Source organism: Streptomyces sp. DH10 (assembly GCF_029813805.1).
In the GTDB taxonomy this organism is placed as follows: Bacteria; Actinomycetota; Actinomycetes; order Streptomycetales; family Streptomycetaceae; genus Streptomyces; species Streptomyces coeruleofuscus.
The window spans coordinates 1-18,049 of record NZ_JARVKU010000023.1; the positions used below are offsets into that span (position 1 = coordinate 1).

Consider the following 18,049-nt stretch of genomic DNA (forward strand, 5'->3'; position numbering starts at 1 on the left):
CCTCCGGCCGTTCCTGCGGCACGGGTCCCTCCGGCCGTTCCTGCGGCACGGGTCCCTCCGGCCGTTCCTGCGGCACGGGTCCCTCCGGCCGTTCCTGCGGCACGGGTCCCTCCGGCCGTTCCTGCGGCACGGGTCCCTCCGGCCGTTCCTGCGGTACGGATCCCTCCGGCCGTTCCTCCGGTACGGCTGCTTCCGGCCGTTCCTGCGGTACGGATCCCTCCGGCAGGGCCTCTTCCGGTACGGATCCCTCCGGCAGGGCCTCTTCCGGTACGGATTCCTCGGTCGACGCAGACAAGGGTGGGGCTCCCGGGCGTGTGGGGCGCATTCGGAGGTCCGCCGGTGGGGAAGCGGACGGTCCGCCTCATCATGCCGTCGCCGGGGACCGGAACCGAGGTCCCTGGCCAAGGATTGACGGTCGGTGTGGGATGCCTCACGAGCATCACGGTCATCGGGGCAAGAAAGGGTCGTAATAGGTCCGTTACGGGGCAAGTTCGGAGTCCAGCAGCGTCGTCAGGCGCGGGCCCTTTCCCTCCCGTGCCCGGGCCTGCTCCAGGCGCAGCCGTGCCGAACGGCCGCGCAGGGTCAGTGTCATCAGCTGGTTGCCGAACCAGGGGCCGCCCGTCTTGCGCCAGCCGACCGGCGGCCGGGGGAGACGCCCGTGCCGGGCCAGGCCACGGCCGAACGTGCGCGCCACCGCGCTCCAGCCTACCCGGAAGGCCATTCGGATCGACAGGGGGACGGAGTTGTGGACGGGCGAGCAGACGAGCTGCACCACCCGGGCGTCGGGACCCGGCCCGGGCCACGAGGGCTCGGCGATGTAGGCGTGGTGCACGTCCCCGGACAGCACGCACACCGTCGCCGGGGCGTCCCGCCCCGAGCCTGCCTCGGCGATCAGCTCCGCCAGCCCGGCGAACGACTCGGGGAACGCCGACCAGTGCTCCAGGTCGGCCCCCCGCCGCACCTTCTCCCCGACCCGCGCCCAGCGCTCGCCCCGTTCCCCCCGGCACAGCGCCGCGTTCCAGCCCTCGGCGTCGTGCACCAGATGCGGCAGCAGCCAGGGCAGCGAGGTGCCGAGGAGGAGGTGGTCGTACGACCCGGGGCTGTCCAGGACCTGCTCGCGCAGCCAGGCCTCCTCGCCCGGGTCGAGCATCGCGCGGCGGTCCTCGGCGAGGACCCGGGCCGCCCGGCTGTCGACCATCAGCAGGCGTACGCGCCCGAAGTCGCGCCGGTAGCTCCAGCGCGCCGTGGCCGCGTCGGCGTCGGCCCGGGCGGCGAAGGCGCGCAGCACGTCGGTGCCGTCGGAGGCCTCCCGGACGCCCTTGTACACCGGGTCGGCGGCCAGTTCCTCCGGTGAGAGGTTTCCCAGGTGCTGGTACACCCAGTACGACATCAGGCCGCTCAGCAGCCGCTCCCGCCACCAGTCGGTGGCCCGCATGTCGGTGAGCCAGGCGTCGGAGGTGTTCCAGTCGTCGATGACGTCGTGGTCGTCGAAGATCATGGAACTGGGGACGGTGGACAGCAGCCAGCGGATGCGGGGGTCGAGCCACGACTCGTAGTAGAGGTGCGTGTATTCCTCGTAGTTGGCGACCCCGTTGCCCGGCGGCTCGTTCAGGTCGCGGCGGGCCGCCAGCCAGCGCTGCGTCGTCTCGGAGGTCTCGTCGGCGTACACCTGGTCGCCGAGCAGCAGCAGGACGTCGGGACGCTCGCCCTCCGGGTCGGCCACGAGGCGGGTGGCCAGCGCGTCGAGGGCGTCCGGGCCCACGGGGTCGTGCCCGCCGGCCGGAGGGGCGGCCCAGCGGCAGGAGCCGAAGGCGACGCGGAGGCCGCCCTCGCTGTCCGGCGCGTGGATCGCCGACGGCGGGAAGGGGGAGTCGGGCAGCGGCCACACGGGGGTGTCGTCGAGGAGGACCTCGTACGTCGTGGACGTACCGGCCGTGAGGCCGGTCACCGGGATCAGCGCGTAGTGGTGACCCGCCACCTGGAAGGTCGGGGCCGTGCCGCCGGCGCCGTCGGCGCAGCGCACCGCGGCCGTGCACGGACGGCTCGTCTCCACCCATACGGTCGCGGACGAGTCGTCGGTGTACCTCAGCAGCGGTCCGAGCCGCAGTCCGGCCATCGTGGCCCCCTCTCCGTCGCCCCGTACGGTACGGAACGACGGAGGTCAGCGGGGAGGTTCCGACACGGATTCGCGCGTGTCAGCAGTTCGCGAGGTGGTTCTGGAGCGCGGACTTCTCGGCCGAGTCGACCGAGAGGCCGTAGTAGTACTTCACCTGGACCCAGGCGCGGACGTAGGTGCAGCGGTACGTCGTCCGGGAGGGCATCCAGGTGGCCGGGTCCTGGTCGCCCTTGGCCTGGTTGACGTTGTCGGTGACCGCGATGAGCTGCGGGCGGGTCAGGTCGTTGGCGAAGGACTGGCGGCGGGAGGTCGTCCAGGAGTCGGCGCCGGAGTCCCAGGCCTCGGCCAGCGGGACCAGGTGGTCGATGTCGACGTCGGAGGCGGCGGACCAGGTGGCGCCGTCGTAGACCGAGTACCAGCTGCCGCTGGTGGCGGCGCAGGAGGAGTCCTGCTGGACGTTCGAGCCGTCGCGCTTGAGGACGACCTCGCGGGTGTTGCAGGAGCCGGACTGGGTGATCCAGTGAGGGAAGAGGTCGCGGTTGTAGCCGGTGCGGTCCTCCGTGGCCACGGTGAGCGAGGCGAGGTAGGAGCGGGCGGTGGCCCCGCTGACGGGGGTGGGCAGGGCGGCGGAGGCGGCCGGGCCGTTGAGAAGGCCGGCCGAGGCTATGAGACCGGTGAGGCCCGCGAGTATGCTGAGCCGTCGACGCGCGTAGAACTTCGGCATGCGAACTCCCTTGAGGGGTGGGGGCGTTGGGCTGCGAGCGAGGGAATGCTCGTCGCGCCGTGTTGCGGGGAGGTGTGCGCCCGGTGAGAAGTTAGTGACGCGTGCATGACATGACAAGCTTTAAGGCGGAACTTTTCGCTCCAGGGGTGTCGCGTACCATGGTCGGCGCAGAAGGGGAGTAGCTCTTCGCCGGACCGTCGACATACTGCTCAGCCCGCCTGAGCCGGCGCCCGGAGGCAGGTCCTACTGGTCCGTCCAGGGGTCCCGCCAGCGAGACCTTCGGCAAGCAGTGCACACCCGTGCCCCACGGCACGGGAGCCGAGTGTGCTGCCGTGCCGAGGTGTCGTGTGTGAAGATCCAGCACTCTCGGTGGGGCAGCCCCGACCGATTGAGGAACCCTTGATCAGCCTGACCGTGACGGCCGTCGTCTTCGGCGTCGTCTTTCTCGCCGAACTGCCGGACAAGACCGCCCTGGCCGGCCTCGTCCTCGGCACCCGCTACCGCGCCTCCTACGTCTTCGCCGGTGTCGCCGCTGCGTTCGCGCTGCATGTCGCGCTCGCCGTCGCCGCGGGCAGCGTGCTCACGCTGCTGCCGCAGCAGATCGTGCAGGCGCTGACGGGCGTGCTCTTCCTGGGCGGGGCCGCGGTCCTGCTGCTGAAGAAGGGCGAGGACGAGGAAGAGGTCCGCAAGCCGGAGAACCAGTCCTTCTGGAAGGTCTCGGGCGCGGGCTTCATGCTCATCCTGGTCGCCGAGTTCGGCGATCTCACGCAGATCATGACCGCGAACCTGGCCGCCCGCTACGACGACCCGCTCTCCGTCGGCCTGGGCGCGGTGCTCGCGCTGTGGGCGGTGGCCGGAATCGGCATCGTCGGCGGAAAGGCGCTGATGAAGAAGGTGCCGCTGCGGCTGATCACGCAGATCGCGGCGCTGGTGATGCTCGCTCTCGGTGTGTGGAGCCTGTGGGAGGCCGTGACCGGGTGAGCCGGGGCGGCCGGGGGAGCCGGGGCGAGCTGAACGGTGGGTGAACGTCTGCGGGGGGCCCTGGCGCGATCCGGGGATGTTTTGTACCGTGGAGAAACAAAGTGGCCCTCGCCCGTTTTCCCTGACCGGCGGGCGGGGCCGCCTTGTCCCTCCGGGGGCTGCCGAGTGCCCTCGTCCGAGCCCTGAGCCTTGGAGCTGCCGATGACGGCCACCGCCGTGCTCACCGCCCGCGGCCTGCTGCTGGACATGGACGGCACCCTCGTCAACTCCGACGCCTCGGTCGAACGCGTCTGGCGGCGCTGGTCCGAGCAGCACGGGCTCGACGGGGACGAGGTCATGAAGGTCGTCCACGGACGGCAGGGGTACGCGTCGATGGCGCTGCTGCTGCCCGGCCGGCCGATGGAGCAGAACTACGCGGACAACGCCCGGATGCTCGCCGAGGAGACGGCCGACACCGAGGGTGTCGTCCCGATCCCCGGGGCGGCGGAGTTCCTCGCCTCGCTGCGGGGGCTGCCGCACGCGCTCGTGACCTCCGCCGACGTCCCGCTCTCGACGGCGCGGATGGCCGCGGCCGGGCTGGAGCTGCCCGAGGTGCGGGTGACCGCGGAGTCGGTCGGGGCGAGCAAGCCCGACCCCGAGGGCTTTCTGAAGGGCGCCGCCGAGCTTGGTGTGGCGCCCGCGGACTGTGTCGTGTTCGAGGACTCCGGCGCCGGGATAGCGGCGGGTCGCTCCGCAGGGATGACGGTGGTCGGGGTCGGGCCCCGGGCCGCGTTCCACGCGCCGGACGTGGTGGTGGACGACCTCACGCAGGTGCGCGTGGAGGCCGTGGGGGACGGGACGATCCGTCTGCATGTCGGGTGACGGACGCTGCGGTCACCAGGAGCCGGCTCGGTCAAACGTGGGCGGCGATGGTGCGTGCACACACCAGGGACTCGGTGTGTGTGGTGTCCACCTCCAGGTCGTAGCGCACGCCCTCGTGCACCAGGTGCGCCTGTGAGGCGGCCATGCCCCGGACCCGGTCGCCCCGGGCGATCTCGCGCCCCGCGGCGACCGCGCTGTCGCACCTGACGCCGACCCACAGCACGCCGAGCCCGTCCAGGGCTTTCTGCCAGCGCAGTTGGGAGTGCGGTCCGCCGAGGAAGACGTCGTCGACGATGATCCTGGCGCCGGCGCGGGCCATCGCGGCGATGCCCTCGGTCCAGGCCGCGTCCAGGGCGCGGAACTCCGCGCCCACGCTCACCCCGCCGTCCGCGGCGAAGCTGATCCCTCCGTCCGAGCCCTGCATCTTCGCGGGCAGCGCATCGACGAACGAGTCGACGCCGAAGGCGAGCCACGGGTCCGGCAGCACCTCTTGCAGGCACCGGACGATCCCGGACTTGCCGGAGCTCGAACCGCCGTTGAGGACGATCACCTGAGTAGTCACGGCGTCACAGTAGGGCGCTCGGGCCGGTCATGGCTCCTTGGTTTCCGACTCCAGCTTGGCCCGCGTCTCCCGGTCGTAGACGCCGAGATCTTCGGTCTGGATGCCGCGTGACCACTGGTAGGTGCGGACGGCCTCCTCGAGCCGGCTGTCGTAGTCGCCGTCGGTGTCCTCGTCGTAGAGGTACAACTGGCGCAGCCGGAGCTGGAGTTCGGTGACCTCCGGGCCGCGGTCGCCCAGGCGCAGGACGGCGGGGCCGCTGTTCTGGCGGGATCGGTCCGGGGGCGCGTTCTCCGGGCTGGCCGGGGCGGACGTCCGGGATGCCGACGGGCTGGCCGACCGCGACGGGCTCGGCGAGGCGCTCGGCGTGGACGGCGACGGGGACGCCGAGGGGCTCAGCGTGGCCGACGGCGGCGGTACGGCGGGGGCCGGCGGCGCGGCCTGTGTGCTCTCCGCCGGCGGCGTGGATGCCGCGCTGCTCGACGGGACGTCCGGCACGCTCGCCCGGAGGTCGTCCGGCAGCGCGCTGTTCCGGGACGGCGCCTCGTAGGAGAACATCCCGCTCGCGTACCCGGCCGCGGCCACCACGGCGACACAGGCCCCGGCGGCCGTGGCGAGCAGTGCGTTGCGCCGCCGACGCCGGGGCCTGCGGCCGGACTCGTCCGCTTCCGGCCTGCCCCGGCCCGGTCCTCCCGTGCCGTCGAAAAGCCGCAGATCGGTGACGCTGGGCTCGGTCGCGGCGGAGGCCAGGGGCGTCGGCAGGACGGAGGTTTCCGGGGAGGCCGGCAGCACGGAAGTGACCGGCGAGGCCGGCAGCACGGTGGTCGCGTCCGGGTCGACCGAGGCGACCGGGCGCAAAGGCATGGTCACGTCGGCGGGGGAGGGCGGCGGCGCGGCACCTTCGGCGCGCGGGGCTTGCCCGGGATTCGTCATGGGCGGTCGCGGGGCGTCGTGGGGCGTCCGCGCGGGGCCGTCGGTGTGCGGGGGCTGCGCAGGGTGGGTCCGGGGCGGTCGGGGAGCGGTGTCGGCTGCCCGCCCGGGGTTGGTCATGGGCGGTCGCGGGGCGTCGTGGGGCGTCCGCGCGGGTCCGTCGGTGTGCGGGGGCTGCGCAGGGTGGGTCCGGGACGGCCGGGGAGCGGTGTCGGCTGCCCGCCCGGAGTTGGTCATGGGCCGTCGCGGCGCGTCGTCGGTGGCCCGCGCGGGGCCGTCGGTGTGCGGGGGCTGCGCAGGGTGGGTCCGGGACGGCCGGGGAGCGGTGTCGGCTGCCCGCCCGGAGTTGGTCATGGGCCGTCGCGGCGCGTCGTCGGTGGCCCGCGCGGGGGCTTGGGCGTGTGAGGCCTCGGCGTGCGGCGAGGCGGTCGGATCGTCCGTGCGGGTCCGTCGCGGAGTGCCTTCGCCCACTCGGGTGGAAGCGTCGGCAGGGGAGGTCTGGGCATGCGGGGCCGAGGCGGAGTGGTCCGCCGGGGACGGCTGGGCGGGGCCGTCCTCGCGCCGGGACCCCGACGGGTGGGTCTGGGGCGGTCGCGGGGCGTGGTCGGCCGGTCGCCCGGGCGTCCGGCCCGGGGCGCCTTCGGGGGTCTGCGCCGAGGTCTCGGCGTAGGAGGCCCCCGCAGGCGTGGGCCTGCCGTCCGCGTGTGGTCGCCGTGGGGTGCCGTCGGCCGCCCGGGTGGGCTGCTCGGGGCTCGTCGCGGGTGAGGGCGTGGTCGGGCCGTCCGCGCGGGTTCGTCGTGGGGTGTTGCCGCCTGCCCGCGTGGGTGCGTCCGTGTGCGAGGGCGACGTGGGCCGGCCCGGCGTGTCCTCGTCCTCGGGAGCCCGTGTGGGCGGGTCGGGCGTGAGTTCGACGTAGGGACGGATCCGGAGCGGGTCGAAGTCCTCCGCTGCCGCCGCATCGGTCGTGCGGGCGTTGCGGAGGGCCTCTGCGGCGCGCTGGGCGCAGGTGCAGGACGGGGTGTTGTCCGGCTGTCTGGGCGTGCCGCACTCCGGGCACGGGTGGCCGTTCGGCTGTTCCACGCGTTCCTCCCTCCCCTCGCGAACTCCAGAGATTATCCAGATCTTCTCCACAGTGCGGATGACGAGCCCCCGGAATGAAAGCTTCCAAAAGGACTCGGCGGGCCATACCCCGTCACACCGGTCACGATGGAAAATGTCACAGGACCCTCGGGAGGTCTCATGGCCGGGCATGTGCACGTCACTAAGACGCCGGACCAGGGCGCCGCCGACCGGGAACAGGTGTCCGGGAACGTGCTGGTCTCGATCGGCGCACTGCTCCTCGGGATGCTGCTCGCCGCCCTCGACCAGACCATCGTGTCGACCGCGCTGCCCACCATCGTCAGCGAGCTGGGCGGCATGGATCACCTGTCCTGGGTGGTCACCGCCTACCTGCTGGCGGCGACCGCCGCGACCCCGCTGTGGGGCAAACTCGGCGACCAGTACGGCCGCAAGCGGCTGTTCCAGACGGCGATCGTGATCTTCCTCGTCGGCTCCGCGCTGTGCGGCATGGCGCAGGACATGACCCAGCTCATCGCGTTCCGGGCCGTGCAGGGGCTCGGCGGCGGCGGGCTGATAGTGCTGTCGATGGCCATCGTGGGAGATCTCGTCCCGCCCCGCGAACGCGGGCGCTACCAGGGGCTGTTCGGGGCCGTGTTCGGGGCGACGAGCGTGCTCGGGCCGCTGCTTGGCGGGCTGTTCACCCAGCATGTGAGCTGGCGCTGGGTGTTCTACGTCAACCTGCCCGTCGGGATCGTGGCGCTCGCCGTGATCGCGGCCGTGCTGCACATCCCGCGCCGGGCGCAGCGGCACGTCATCGACTACCTCGGCACCTTCCTCATCGCGGCCGTCGCCACCTGCCTGGTGCTCGTCGCCTCCCTCGGAGGCACGACCTGGGGCTGGGGGTCCGCGCAGATCGTCGGGCTCGCGGTGCTCGGTGTCGCCCTCGCCGTCGTCTTCGTGGCCGTCGAGCGGCGGGCCGCCGAACCCGTCCTGCCGTTGAAGCTCTTCCGCGTCCGCACCTTCACGCTCGCCGCCGTGATCAGTTTCGTCGTCGGCTTCGCCATGTTCGGCGCGATGGTCTACCTGCCGACCTTCCTCCAGGTCGTGCAGGGCGTCAGCCCGACCATGTCCGGTGTGCACATGCTGCCGATGGTGTTGGGGCTGCTGCTGGCCTCGACGGCCTCCGGGCAGATCGTCAGCCGGACCGGCCGCTGGAAGGTGTTCCCGGTCGCCGGCACCGGCGTCACCACCCTCGGGCTGCTCCTGCTCCACCAGCTCGACGAGCACAGCTCCACCGCCGAGCTGAGCGGTTACTTCTTCGTCTTCGGCCTCGGACTCGGCCTGGTGATGCAGGTCCTCGTGCTCATCGTGCAGAACGCCGTCCCGTACGAGGACCTGGGCGTCGCCACCTCCGGCGCCACCTTCTTCCGCTCCATCGGCGCCTCGTTCGGCGTGGCCGTCTTCGGCACGGTCTTCGCGAACCGGCTCGGTGACCAGCTCACGGACGCCTTCCGGGGGGCGCAACTGCCGCCCGGCGTCTCGGTGGCCGCGCTGGAGGCCGACCCGCGCGGCATCGCCGCCCTCCCGCCCGGTCTGCGCCCGCCGGCCCTGCACGCGTACGCCGTCTCCATCACGGACGTTTTCCTCTACGCCGCCCCCGTCGCGCTCCTCGGCTTCGTGCTCGCCTGGTTCCTGAAGGAGGACCGGCTGCGCGGCTCCGTCACCGCGCCCGACGTCACGGAGACCCTGGCCAGCAACCCCGTCCAGCGGTCCTCGCACGACGAGGTGTGCCGCGCGCTGTCGGTGCTCGGCAGCCGCGCGGGGCGGCGCGAGATCTACCGGGAGATCACCGCCCGGGCGGGCTACGACCTGCTGCCCGCCGCGAGCTGGGTGCTGCTGCGGATGAGGCGGTACGGCTCGGTGGAGCCGGCCGTGCTGGCCGAGCGGACGCCCGTGTCGCTGCCCGTGATCATGAAGGCCGTACGCCAGGTCGAGGAGCGCAGGCTCGCCGTGCGCACGGGCCTCGACATGGTCCTGACCGACCGGGGTCGCGAGGTCGCCGAGCGGCTGGCCCAGGCCCGTGAGGAGTCCCTCGCCGCGCTGCTCGGCGACTGGTGGGGACCGGACCGGCCGACGGATCTGGTGCAGCTCGTGCGGGAGCTGAACGGCGAACTGTGCGGCTCCGAGCGGGAGCGGCCCTCCGAGGTCCGTCCGGTGGAGCACCTCGGCTGAGGCGCCGTCGGTGGGTGGTCGGGTGAGGCGCTCCGGCTGAGGCGCCGTCGGCGGGCGGTCAGGTGAGGTGCTTGGTGAACCAGTGCTCGGCGTACGGTTCGTCGTTGTGGGGCTCGGTCTCCGTGTAGCCGAGCCGGGCGTAGAGGGCGCGGGCCTCGACGAGGTCGCCGCGGGTGTCGAGCACGATCCGGCCGGCGCCGAGCGCGCGGGCGGCGTCCTCGGCGGCCCCGACCAGGAGCGCGGCACCGCCCTTGCCGCGCATCGGCTCGCACAGGAACACCCGCTTGAGCTCGGCGGTCGTGCCGTCCAGCAGCCGTACGCCCGCGGTGCCGGCCGGCTCACCGCCGTACCGGGCGACCAGCAACCGGCCGCGCGGGGGCGTGAGTTCGGCGCCCGGCTGGGCGGCGATCTCACGCTCCAGCTCGTCCGGGTCGGTCCGGCGCCCCTCGTGCAGCAGGTACCAGCGGTCGCTGACCTCGGTGTAGTACGCCCGCCACAGGGCGGCGGCGACGGGGGAGTCGTACGGTTCCGGGGCCACGGTCCAGGTCATGACCGGCATTCTCGGCGGGGGCCCTGCCAGGCCCGCAACCGAATATCCCGGGGTGTGCGCGCCCCGGGGGTGGGCCGGACACCGTTTGGGGGCCTGCTTCCGGGCTACCCGGTCGGCGAACCGGCTCGCGAGGAGAGCCGGTTGGGCCGAGAACCCGGAAGGCATTCATGTCCACTGGCCTGATCATTGCTCTGATCGTGATCGCGGCGGCCGTCGTCATCATCGCGGCCGTCATGACCCTGCGCGCCCGAGGGGCTCGGCGCGGCCCGAGCCTGAAGCGGCGCTTCGGACCCGAGTACGACCTGGCCGTCGCCCGCCACGACGGCGACGCCAAGGCGGCCGAGCGCGAGCTCGCCGAGCGCGTGGAACGCCACGGCGACCTGCGCGAACGAGCGCTGGAGCCGGCGCAGCGCGAGCAGTACGAGGCGCGCTGGACGGCCGCCCAGGAGCGGTTCGTCGATTCGCCGCGGGAGGCCGTCGCCGAGGCGGACCGGCTGCTCGCGGAGCTCGCCGGCGTCCGGGGCTTCCCGGACGGCGGGCAGTACGAGGAACAGCTCGCCGCGCTGTCCGTGCACCACGCCCACCACGTGGACGGCTACCGGCGCGTGCACCGCGCGGCGCACCTGCGCGCGGACGACGCCCGGGACGGCGGCACCGGTACGGAAGACATGCGTGAGGCCATGGTGGCGGCCCGCGCCCTGTTCGAGGAGCTCGTGCGGCCCGCCCGCCACGACGGCGGAGGCCACGCCGCCGGCCCGCACCTGGGCGGACGCCATGAGGGCGGACGGCACAAGGCCGGGCTGAACGGCGGCCGCAAGGCCCCGGCCACCCGCGACGGACACATGCCGTGGGCGCTCCACCGACGTCAGGCGAAGGAGAGTTGAGATCGATGTCCAACATGACCCCACCGCCCGGCGACGAATCCTTCGGCGCCCGCGGCTCCGCCGGTCCCGACGCCCGCGGCGAGACCGCCCTGGGCACCGGCCACGGCACGACGTCGCACGGCATCGGCGGTCCGACGGACCGTGCCACCGGAAAGGGGACCGCGGAAACCGCCCGGACCCCTGAAACCTCCCGGGCCCCCGGGACCGCCGGGGCGCTCGGCTCTCATGGGACCCATGAGACCCCTGGGACTCCCGGGACCTCCGAGACCGCGGCAACCCCTGGCACCCCCGAAACCTCCAAAGCGCACGGCACGCACCTGCTCCCCAACGACGAGTCCGACAAACTCGGCTCCCAGTTGCACCACGCCGTCGCCGAGTTCGTCGACGCCCCCCGGGCCGCCGTCGAGGAGGCCGACCACGTGCTGGAGGAGATCGCGGCCCGGTTCACCGAGGCCGTGACCCAGCGCCGCCGCACCCTGCGCCACTCCTGGCAGTCCGTGGAGGGCGGCGAGGGCAAGCCCGTGTCGAGCGGCGACACCGAGCAGCTCCGGCTGGCCCTGAAGGACTACCGGGAGCTGGCGGAACGGCTGCTGCACGTCTGAGCCGGGTGCTCCCGAGCCCCGGTCACCGGTCCGCCCGGCGCTCCCGCCACTGCCGTACGACGTCCTCGACGTCGTACGGCTTTTTACCGAGCGGGGGCCCGGGCGGCGGCTTGAACATCATGTCGCGGATCTTGTCGTTGATCTCGCCGATGATCTTCCTGACGGCCTGCTCCGAAGGCGCCGCGTACGCGGCCAGGAGCGCGTCCTCCGCCTCCTTGCGCAGTGCCAGCGTCGGCGGCAGGACCGATAGGCCCTCGCGCGCCATCTTCCGCTTGACCCACCACAGTTCGTCGTAGGTGGAGTCCACATCGGCCGGCAGCGGTTGGCCCGCCCCCGGCAGCCGCTCGAACTCGCCGCGTGTCTCCGCATCACGGATCTGTTTGTCGACCCAGGACTCGAAGTCGACGCCGGGTGGCTTTCGCTCGGTCATGAACCCATTGTGCCGGACACCGTGCGGCCTGGCGTTCTATCATGCGGCGGGCTTGCAGTCCCATCAGGACGTCTCAGGAGGAGCGCACGTGCTCGAACTCACCATGGCCGCCGTGTCCGCGGCGGAGGAGGGTGCCACGGCCGGCATGCTCATGGCCGACGCGCCCAGCGAGCCGGGCGCCGTGCTGCGGGTGGGCCGCGACAAGTCGGTGTGCCGGCTGTCGACGCCGGACGACTGGCTGTTCGTCTCCCGCGTCCACCTGGAGTTCCTGTGCGGGGCCGACGGGACCTGGCAGCTGACCTGGCTGCGCGGCTCCCAGCCCGACCCGTCCTCCGAAGTCCGGCTCACGGTGGGGGAGTACGTCCAGCCCCTCGCCTACGGCGGCACCGTCCCGCTGCCCAGGGGCGGCAGCGGCGAGGTCATCGTCCAGGACCGCACCGCCCCGCGCAGCGTCAACGTGGGCTTCTTCCACGAGGTCTGAGCGCCCGGCGACACCCGGCCCTACGCCAGCACCCGTGCCAGCGCGAACCCGTCGTACCCCTTCATGCCGACCGTCTGGATCGCCGTACCGCTCAACCGCGGGTGGCTGCCGATCAGTTCGATCGCGGCGCGGGTGCCCGTCACGTCCGGGGCCGTGCTCTCGGCGTCGGTCACGCGGCCGCCGCGGACGACGTTGTCGAGGACGATCAGGCTGCCCGTGCTGGTGAGCTTCAGGGCCCACTCCACGTAGTGCGGGTTGTTGGCCTTGTCGGCGTCGATGAAGACCAGGTCGAAGGGGGGCGGGTTCTCGTCGGCCAGCTTGGGCAGCGACTCCAGGGCCGGGCCCACCCGGACCTCGACGAGCTTGTCCAGGCCGGCGCGGGCGATGTTGCGGACGGCGACCTCGGCGTGCTTGGGGTCGTACTCCAGGGAGACCAGCCGCCCGTCGGCGGGCAGGGCGCGGCCCAGCCAGATGGTGCTGTAGCCGCCGAGCGTGCCGATCTCCAGGATGTGGCGGGCGCCCTGGATCTGGGCCAGGAGCTGGAGGAGCTTGCCCTGGTTGCCCGCGACGTTGATGTGCGGCAGCCCGGCGGCGTCGCTGTCGCGCAGGGCGGCCGCCAGGGCTTCGTCGTCCGGGGCGAGGCGGTCGGTGAAGTAGGCGTCGACCTCGTCCCAGACGTGCGACTCGCTCATGCACCTCTACCTTTCGTACGCATAGTTAGCATCCCTAACTAGTGGCGGTGACGAAGATACGTGGTGCACCGGTTCGCTGTCAGGGGGATATCGCCCGGCGTGTCTTGTCTCAGCCGGTCACCGGAAGGGCTCTCGGCCGGCCACCGACGGTTCTCAGTCGGCCACCGACGGTGCCGACCCCGGCAGCGGGCGCCCCGCCGACTCGGCCATGCGCCACACCGCGAAACCGCCGACGACGGCCGCGGCCATCATGTAGTACGCGGGCATCATCATGTTCCCGGTCGCGCCGATCAGGGCCGTGACCACCAGCGGCGTCGTGCCGCCGAACAGGGACACGGAGACGTTGAAGCCGATGGACAGGGAGCCGTAGCGGACCTTCGTCGGGAACAGCGCCGGGAGCGCCGAGGGCATGGCCGCCGTGAAGCAGACCAGCAGCAGGCCGAGGGCGCCCATGCCGAGCGCGACGGCCAGCAGGCTGCCCTCGCGGATCAGCAGCAGGGCCGGGACGGACAGCAGCAGGAAGCCCGCGCAGCCGGTGGCGATCACCGGGCGGCGGCCGATCCGGTCGGTCAGCGCGCCGGCGAAGGGCTGGACGATCATCATGAGGGCCATCACGCCGAGTACGACGAGCAGGCCGTGCGTCTCGTCGTAGTGGAGCTGACCGGTCAGGTAGCTCGGCATGTACGACAGCAGCATGTAGTCGGTGACGTTGAAGACCAGCACCAGGCCGACGCAGAGCAGCAGGGCCCGCCACTGGCCGGTGATCATCTCGCGCAGCGGCACCTTGGGGCGGTCGGTCTCGGCCTTCTCGACCTCGGCCGCGAACGCCGGGGTCTCCTCCAGGCGCAGCCGCAGGTACAGGCCGATGATGCCCATCGGGCCCGCGATCAGGAACGGGATGCGCCAGCCCCAGGAGGTCAGGTCGTCGGCGGAGAGCAGGGCGGTCATGAGCGTGACCAGGCCGGCGCCGCCGATGTAGCCGGCGAGGGTGCCGAACTCCAGCCAGCTGCCGAGGAAGCCGCGCCGCTTGTCGGGGGCGTACTCGGCGATGAACGTGGAGGCACCCGCGTACTCGCCGCCGGTGGAGAAGCCCTGCACGAGGCGGGCCACGAGGAGCAGGACCGGCGCGCCGACGCCGATCGTCGCGTACGACGGGATCAGGCCGATCGCGAAGGTGCCCGCCGCCATCATGATCATGGTGAGCGCGAGGACCTTCTGGCGGCCGACGCGGTCGCCGAGTGGGCCGAAGACCATGCCGCCGAGGGGACGGACGAGGAAGGCCGCGGCGAAGGCGCCGAACGTGGAGAGCAGCTGCGCGGTGGGGTTGCCCGAGGGGAAGAAGACCTTGCCCAGCGTGACCGCGATGTAGCTGTAGACACCGAAGTCGAACCATTCCATCGCGTTGCCCAGCGCGGCCGCCTTCACGGCGCGCTTGACGAGCGCGGGGTCGGTGACGGTGGGGTCGGGGGTTTTCGCTGCGCGGCTCTTCAGGCCGGACGCGGGAGCGACGACTGAGACAGTCGACAAGACTCGCTCGCCTACCTTTCGACGGGGACAGGGGCGCGGTCCGCGCGGCGGCGCTGTCGTACGGGCCGAAAAGCGACGATAGGCGGATAAAGGCCGATCACGGGCCGTACGCCTTTCGTTGCAGGGGGCATCTAAATCCCGGCTGTGCAGGCACGTCTGCCCGGCTGGGAGCGGTTCCCACGCGATCTTGATGTGATCCTTCTCGCGTCACGAGAGGCAACCACGCGCCTCGCGCACTATCGTCAACCGGACGTAGGGGGCATATCGGGTAGAAGGTCGACGAGGCGTGGCGAATGCGGAGCGCAGCGGACGACCGGCGGAAGCCTTCGGAGCGACCGCCGTCGGCAGTACCCGCACACCCTCCCGCGCGCCCCTGCGCATGGCCTGTCTCGCGCTGTGGCTGATCGTCGCCGCCCTCGCCGCCCGGCAGGTGGCCGTCGTGCTCGGCACTCCGAGGGGCGAGCGGCTGACGGATCTGGAGACCTGGGTCGGGCCGAACGGCGTCCTGCGCGTGACCGGCTCGCTCTACGACTCCACCCGCTTCACCGGCACCCCCTTCGGCGGACTCGTCCTCAAGCCCCTCACCCGTGCGGCCGAGCAGGCCCTCGGCTGGGGCTGGACCTTCGGCACGCTGCTGCTGGTCGTCGCGCTCGGACTGATCGCCGCCCGCGCCCTGCCCCAGCCCATCGGCCGCCGCACCGCCCTGCTGGCCGCCCCCGTCGCCATCGGCCTGCTCATGCTGTCCCTGCCGGTCCGCAACACCCTGTGGCTCGGCCAGACCAGCATCATCCCGGTCCTGTTCGTCCTGCTGGGCTGCTTCGCCGCCCACGGCCAGCGGACCAGCGGCCTGCTCATCGGCGTCGCGGCCGCGCTCCAGCCCACCCTGCTGCTCTTCACGCCCCTGCTGTGGTTCACCGGCCGCAGACGCGCCGCGCGCTCCACCGGCGTCACCTTCGCCGCCTGCACCGCGCTCGCCTGGGCCGCGATGCCGCACGACTCCCACACCTACTGGGTCCACCACATGGCCGGCGTCGGCCTCGGCGGCCGGGCCGACGACCTCGGCAACCAGTCCCTGCACGGCGCCCTGCTGCGGCTCGGCCTGAACGGCCCCCTGGAGGTCGCGCTCTTCCTGACGCTCGGCGCGGCCGTCGCCGTCCTGGCCCTGCGCCGCGCCGTGCGCTACGTCGACGACGGCCAGCTGCTCCTCGCCGTCGCGATCACCGGCTGCGCCGCGATCGTCGTCTCGCCCACGGCCTGGCAGCACCAGCTGCTGTGGGTGCTGCTCGCGGTCGTCGGCCGGGCCGGCACACGCGCCTCCGACCGCTACGTCTGGCCCGTCGCCGTCGTCCTGGTCATGACCCTGCCGGCCAGGATGATGCTGCCGGACATGCCGTCGCTGGACCCGCTGCGCACCAACCTCGTCCTGGTCGCCGCCCTCGCCGCCGCCACGGCCGTGCCGTTCCTGTCCCGCACCTCCCCGCACTACCAGTCGCCGGTCCCGACCGAGTACGCCCCCGCCGCCCCGGCCCGCTTCCGGCACATCCCGCTCGCGCCCTTCCTGCGCCGGGTCCTCACCCGGCCGAACCTCCTGCTGGAGCTGCTCCTCATCCGGGTCACCTACGCCGCCTACTCCCAGGTCCGGCTCGCCGCCACCGGGGGCAGCATCTCGGCCGGCCGGGCCGAGGCCGAGGAGAACGGCCGCCAGATCCTCGGCCTGGAACGCGCCGTGCACCTCGACATCGAGCACTGGGCCAACCACACCGTCGTCACGATCGACTGGCTGCGGGACTTCTGCGACTTCTACTACGTGTCGCTGCACTTCATCGCCCCGCTGACCGTCCTCGCCGTCCTGTACTGGCGCCGCCCCGCCGACTACCGCTGGGCCCGCTCCGCCCTGGGCTTCGCCACCCTGCTCGCCCTGGTCGGCTTCTGGCTCTACCCGCTGGCCCCGCCCCGGCTGATGCCGGCGCTCGGCTTCATCGACACCGTCCACGGCGTCCAGGACTTCTCCCGGCCCGACTACGGCACGCTCACCGCCCTGACCAACCAGTACGCGGCGATGCCGTCCCTGCACTTCGGCTGGTCGCTGTGGTGCGGCGTGGTGATCGCCGTGCTGGCGGGCCGCTGGTGGATCAAGGCCCTGGGGATGCTGCACCCGCTGCTCACCGCGTCCTCGATCGTCGCGACCGGGAACCACTGGGTGCTGGACGCGGCCGGGGGAGCGGTGGTCGTCGGCGCGGGCTTGGCACTCACCTATCTGCTGTCCGGCCCCCGGGCCGCCACCGCCGCGGCGGCCAGCGTGAACGCACACCGGCCCAAAGACCCGTACACAGTTGACACCGCCCCCGGCTGAGCCCCAACCGCCCGCTGGAGACGGGCGGTTGCGGCCGCAGCCCATGCCCTCGCCGCGTTCGCCGGCCTCGCCCGAGATGCACCCCGGGTGAGGGGCGCGCACGATGAGAAAAGGGCACCCTCTCTGGAGGTGATGGGGATGCGAAGTGTGCTCACCGCCCTGGCGGCCCTGATTCTTCCAATTTCCCTCGCGGCAGCACCAGCTGTAGCGGCATCACATGGCACTTCGGCGACCGCCGCGGTGACCAGCGCCCAGGCCGCAGACACGTTGAATCGTCCAGCAAGCCTCGTGGCCCAGGGACCGGACGACGTATGCAACTACACCGATAGTCGACCGAGCCTTCGCCTGGGGTCATCCGGGGCAGCGGTCCAACAGGCCCAGTGCTACCTGAATCAGGCGATCGGCGCCGACCTGGACGAGGACGGAGACTTCGGCCGAGTCACGCAATCCGCGACGGAGGACTTCCAGCGGTGTGCCGACATCGTCGTCGACGGTCGCATCGGAGCCCAGACCTGGTCGTTCCTTTCCTTCTGGGCCAACGCGCCAGGCACTCCGTACTGTTGACGGCCCCGAAGCCCAAGGGGTGGTCAGGACACACGGTTCAAGGTCTCTGTTCACTCCAGGGTGACGGACTCGGTCCCGCATTCGAACCACACGGTCTTCCCGCCCCCGCGCCACAGCGACACGCCCCACTTGTCGGCCATCGCGTCGAGCAGGAGCAGCCCCCGGCCACCCTCGGCCTCCGGCTCCGGCCGGGCCGGGGAGACCGGCAGTCGATCACTGCCGTCCGTCACCTCGACCCGCACCCCGGCCGGCTGCCGCAGCAACAGCAGCGCGCAGCGGCGGTCGGGGACGTGCTGTACGACGTTCGCGAGCAGCTCGGTCACGCCCAGCTCGACGGCGTCCGACAGCTCGGGCATACCCCACTCGCCGAGGAACGAGCGGACGATACGGCGGATGTGGAGGGGGGCGTGTTCACCGACGGTGAGGCGCATCGTGTACTGGGCGGGAATGTATTCGTTCACGGGACGAGGCTGGCGTGCCGTGACTACTCTGGGCTACGGAACG

At 72.4% G+C, this 18,049-nt stretch carries 17 protein-coding genes and 1 pseudogene; 8 read left to right on the forward strand and 10 right to left on the reverse strand.

The features are described 5' to 3' along the window. The 3 genes and pseudogenes from QC385_RS34980 to QC385_RS34990 all read right to left on the reverse strand — a co-directional run. Window positions 1-295: pseudogene (locus tag QC385_RS34980) on the reverse strand (class E sortase); the annotation flags it as partial. Window positions 296-478: 183 nt separating this feature from the next. Next, window positions 479-2,116 (reverse strand): alkaline phosphatase D family protein, encoded by a 1,638-nt coding sequence (locus tag QC385_RS34985; protein WP_279545391.1) that lies wholly within the window; start codon window positions 2,114-2,116, stop codon window positions 479-481. 79 nt (window positions 2,117-2,195) lie between these two features. After that, window positions 2,196-2,840, reverse strand: a complete 645-nt coding sequence (locus tag QC385_RS34990) for an HNH endonuclease family protein (RefSeq protein WP_279545393.1) — start codon at window positions 2,838-2,840, stop codon at window positions 2,196-2,198. Window positions 2,841-3,239: 399 nt separating this feature from the next. Between QC385_RS34990 and QC385_RS34995 the strand changes: the two genes are divergently transcribed. Together QC385_RS34995 and QC385_RS35000 are read left to right on the forward strand one after the other, a co-directional pair. Then, on the forward strand, window positions 3,240-3,821 hold the full coding sequence (locus QC385_RS34995; RefSeq protein ID WP_086604837.1) for a TMEM165/GDT1 family protein: 582 nt from the start codon (window positions 3,240-3,242) through the stop codon (window positions 3,819-3,821). Between the two features lie 201 nt (window positions 3,822-4,022). Continuing rightward, window positions 4,023-4,682: an HAD family hydrolase gene (locus QC385_RS35000; RefSeq protein WP_279545395.1), complete on the forward strand. Its 660-nt coding sequence runs from the start codon at window positions 4,023-4,025 to the stop codon at window positions 4,680-4,682. A gap of 31 nt (window positions 4,683-4,713) precedes the next feature. On the opposite strand, the gene cpt is transcribed toward QC385_RS35000, so the two are convergent. Both cpt and QC385_RS35010 read right to left on the reverse strand, forming a co-directional pair. Further along, window positions 4,714-5,244: a chloramphenicol phosphotransferase CPT gene (cpt, locus tag QC385_RS35005; RefSeq protein ID WP_279545396.1), complete on the reverse strand. Its 531-nt coding sequence runs from the start codon at window positions 5,242-5,244 to the stop codon at window positions 4,714-4,716. Between the two features lie 27 nt (window positions 5,245-5,271). Next, on the reverse strand, window positions 5,272-7,251 hold the full coding sequence (locus QC385_RS35010; RefSeq protein ID WP_279545397.1) for a peptidoglycan-binding protein: 1,980 nt from the start codon (window positions 7,249-7,251) through the stop codon (window positions 5,272-5,274). A gap of 159 nt (window positions 7,252-7,410) precedes the next feature. Between QC385_RS35010 and QC385_RS35015 the strand changes: the two genes are divergently transcribed. Next, window positions 7,411-9,462 carry an MDR family MFS transporter gene (locus QC385_RS35015; protein ID WP_279545399.1) on the forward strand — a complete coding sequence of 684 codons (2,052 nt, stop codon included), beginning with the start codon at window positions 7,411-7,413 and terminating at the stop codon, window positions 9,460-9,462. 58 nt (window positions 9,463-9,520) lie between these two features. Here the strand turns inward: QC385_RS35015 and QC385_RS35020 are convergent, their stop codons facing one another. Then, window positions 9,521-10,012, reverse strand: coding sequence for a GNAT family N-acetyltransferase (locus QC385_RS35020; protein WP_279545400.1), 492 nt, complete (start codon window positions 10,010-10,012; stop codon window positions 9,521-9,523). A gap of 167 nt (window positions 10,013-10,179) precedes the next feature. Between QC385_RS35020 and QC385_RS35025 the strand changes: the two genes are divergently transcribed. Both QC385_RS35025 and QC385_RS35030 read left to right on the forward strand, forming a co-directional pair. After that, window positions 10,180-10,896 (forward strand): hypothetical protein, encoded by a 717-nt coding sequence (locus QC385_RS35025; protein WP_279545401.1) that lies wholly within the window; start codon window positions 10,180-10,182, stop codon window positions 10,894-10,896. 5 nt (window positions 10,897-10,901) lie between these two features. Then, window positions 10,902-11,498 carry a hypothetical protein gene (locus QC385_RS35030; RefSeq protein ID WP_279545402.1) on the forward strand — a complete coding sequence of 199 codons (597 nt, stop codon included), beginning with the start codon at window positions 10,902-10,904 and terminating at the stop codon, window positions 11,496-11,498. Window positions 11,499-11,520: 22 nt separating this feature from the next. On the opposite strand, the gene QC385_RS35035 is transcribed toward QC385_RS35030, so the two are convergent. Next, complete coding sequence (locus QC385_RS35035; protein ID WP_150480607.1) at window positions 11,521-11,928, reverse strand: J-domain-containing protein; 408 nt, start codon at window positions 11,926-11,928, stop codon at window positions 11,521-11,523. A gap of 88 nt (window positions 11,929-12,016) precedes the next feature. On the opposite strand from QC385_RS35035, the gene QC385_RS35040 reads away from it, so the two are divergent. Further along, window positions 12,017-12,409 carry a hypothetical protein gene (locus QC385_RS35040; RefSeq protein WP_279545403.1) on the forward strand — a complete coding sequence of 131 codons (393 nt, stop codon included), beginning with the start codon at window positions 12,017-12,019 and terminating at the stop codon, window positions 12,407-12,409. A gap of 20 nt (window positions 12,410-12,429) precedes the next feature. On the opposite strand, the gene QC385_RS35045 is transcribed toward QC385_RS35040, so the two are convergent. Together QC385_RS35045 and proP are read right to left on the reverse strand one after the other, a co-directional pair. Further along, window positions 12,430-13,101, reverse strand: coding sequence for an O-methyltransferase (locus tag QC385_RS35045; RefSeq protein ID WP_279545405.1), 672 nt, complete (start codon window positions 13,099-13,101; stop codon window positions 12,430-12,432). 153 nt (window positions 13,102-13,254) lie between these two features. Then, entirely contained in the window at window positions 13,255-14,628 is a 1,374-nt protein-coding gene (gene proP, locus QC385_RS35050) for a glycine betaine/L-proline transporter ProP (RefSeq protein WP_279545407.1), read from the reverse strand. A gap of 286 nt (window positions 14,629-14,914) precedes the next feature. Here proP and QC385_RS35055 point away from each other — a divergent pair, with 286 nt between their 5' ends. Together QC385_RS35055 and QC385_RS35060 are read left to right on the forward strand one after the other, a co-directional pair. Further along, window positions 14,915-16,981, forward strand: coding sequence for a bifunctional glycosyltransferase 87/phosphatase PAP2 family protein (locus tag QC385_RS35055; RefSeq protein ID WP_279545408.1), 2,067 nt, complete (start codon window positions 14,915-14,917; stop codon window positions 16,979-16,981). 147 nt (window positions 16,982-17,128) lie between these two features. Continuing rightward, window positions 17,129-17,545: a peptidoglycan-binding domain-containing protein gene (locus tag QC385_RS35060; RefSeq protein ID WP_279545409.1), complete on the forward strand. Its 417-nt coding sequence runs from the start codon at window positions 17,129-17,131 to the stop codon at window positions 17,543-17,545. Between the two features lie 50 nt (window positions 17,546-17,595). On the opposite strand, the gene QC385_RS35065 is transcribed toward QC385_RS35060, so the two are convergent. After that, window positions 17,596-18,006, reverse strand: coding sequence for an ATP-binding protein (locus QC385_RS35065; protein ID WP_279545410.1), 411 nt, complete (start codon window positions 18,004-18,006; stop codon window positions 17,596-17,598). Between the last annotated feature and the right edge of the window lie 43 nt (window positions 18,007-18,049).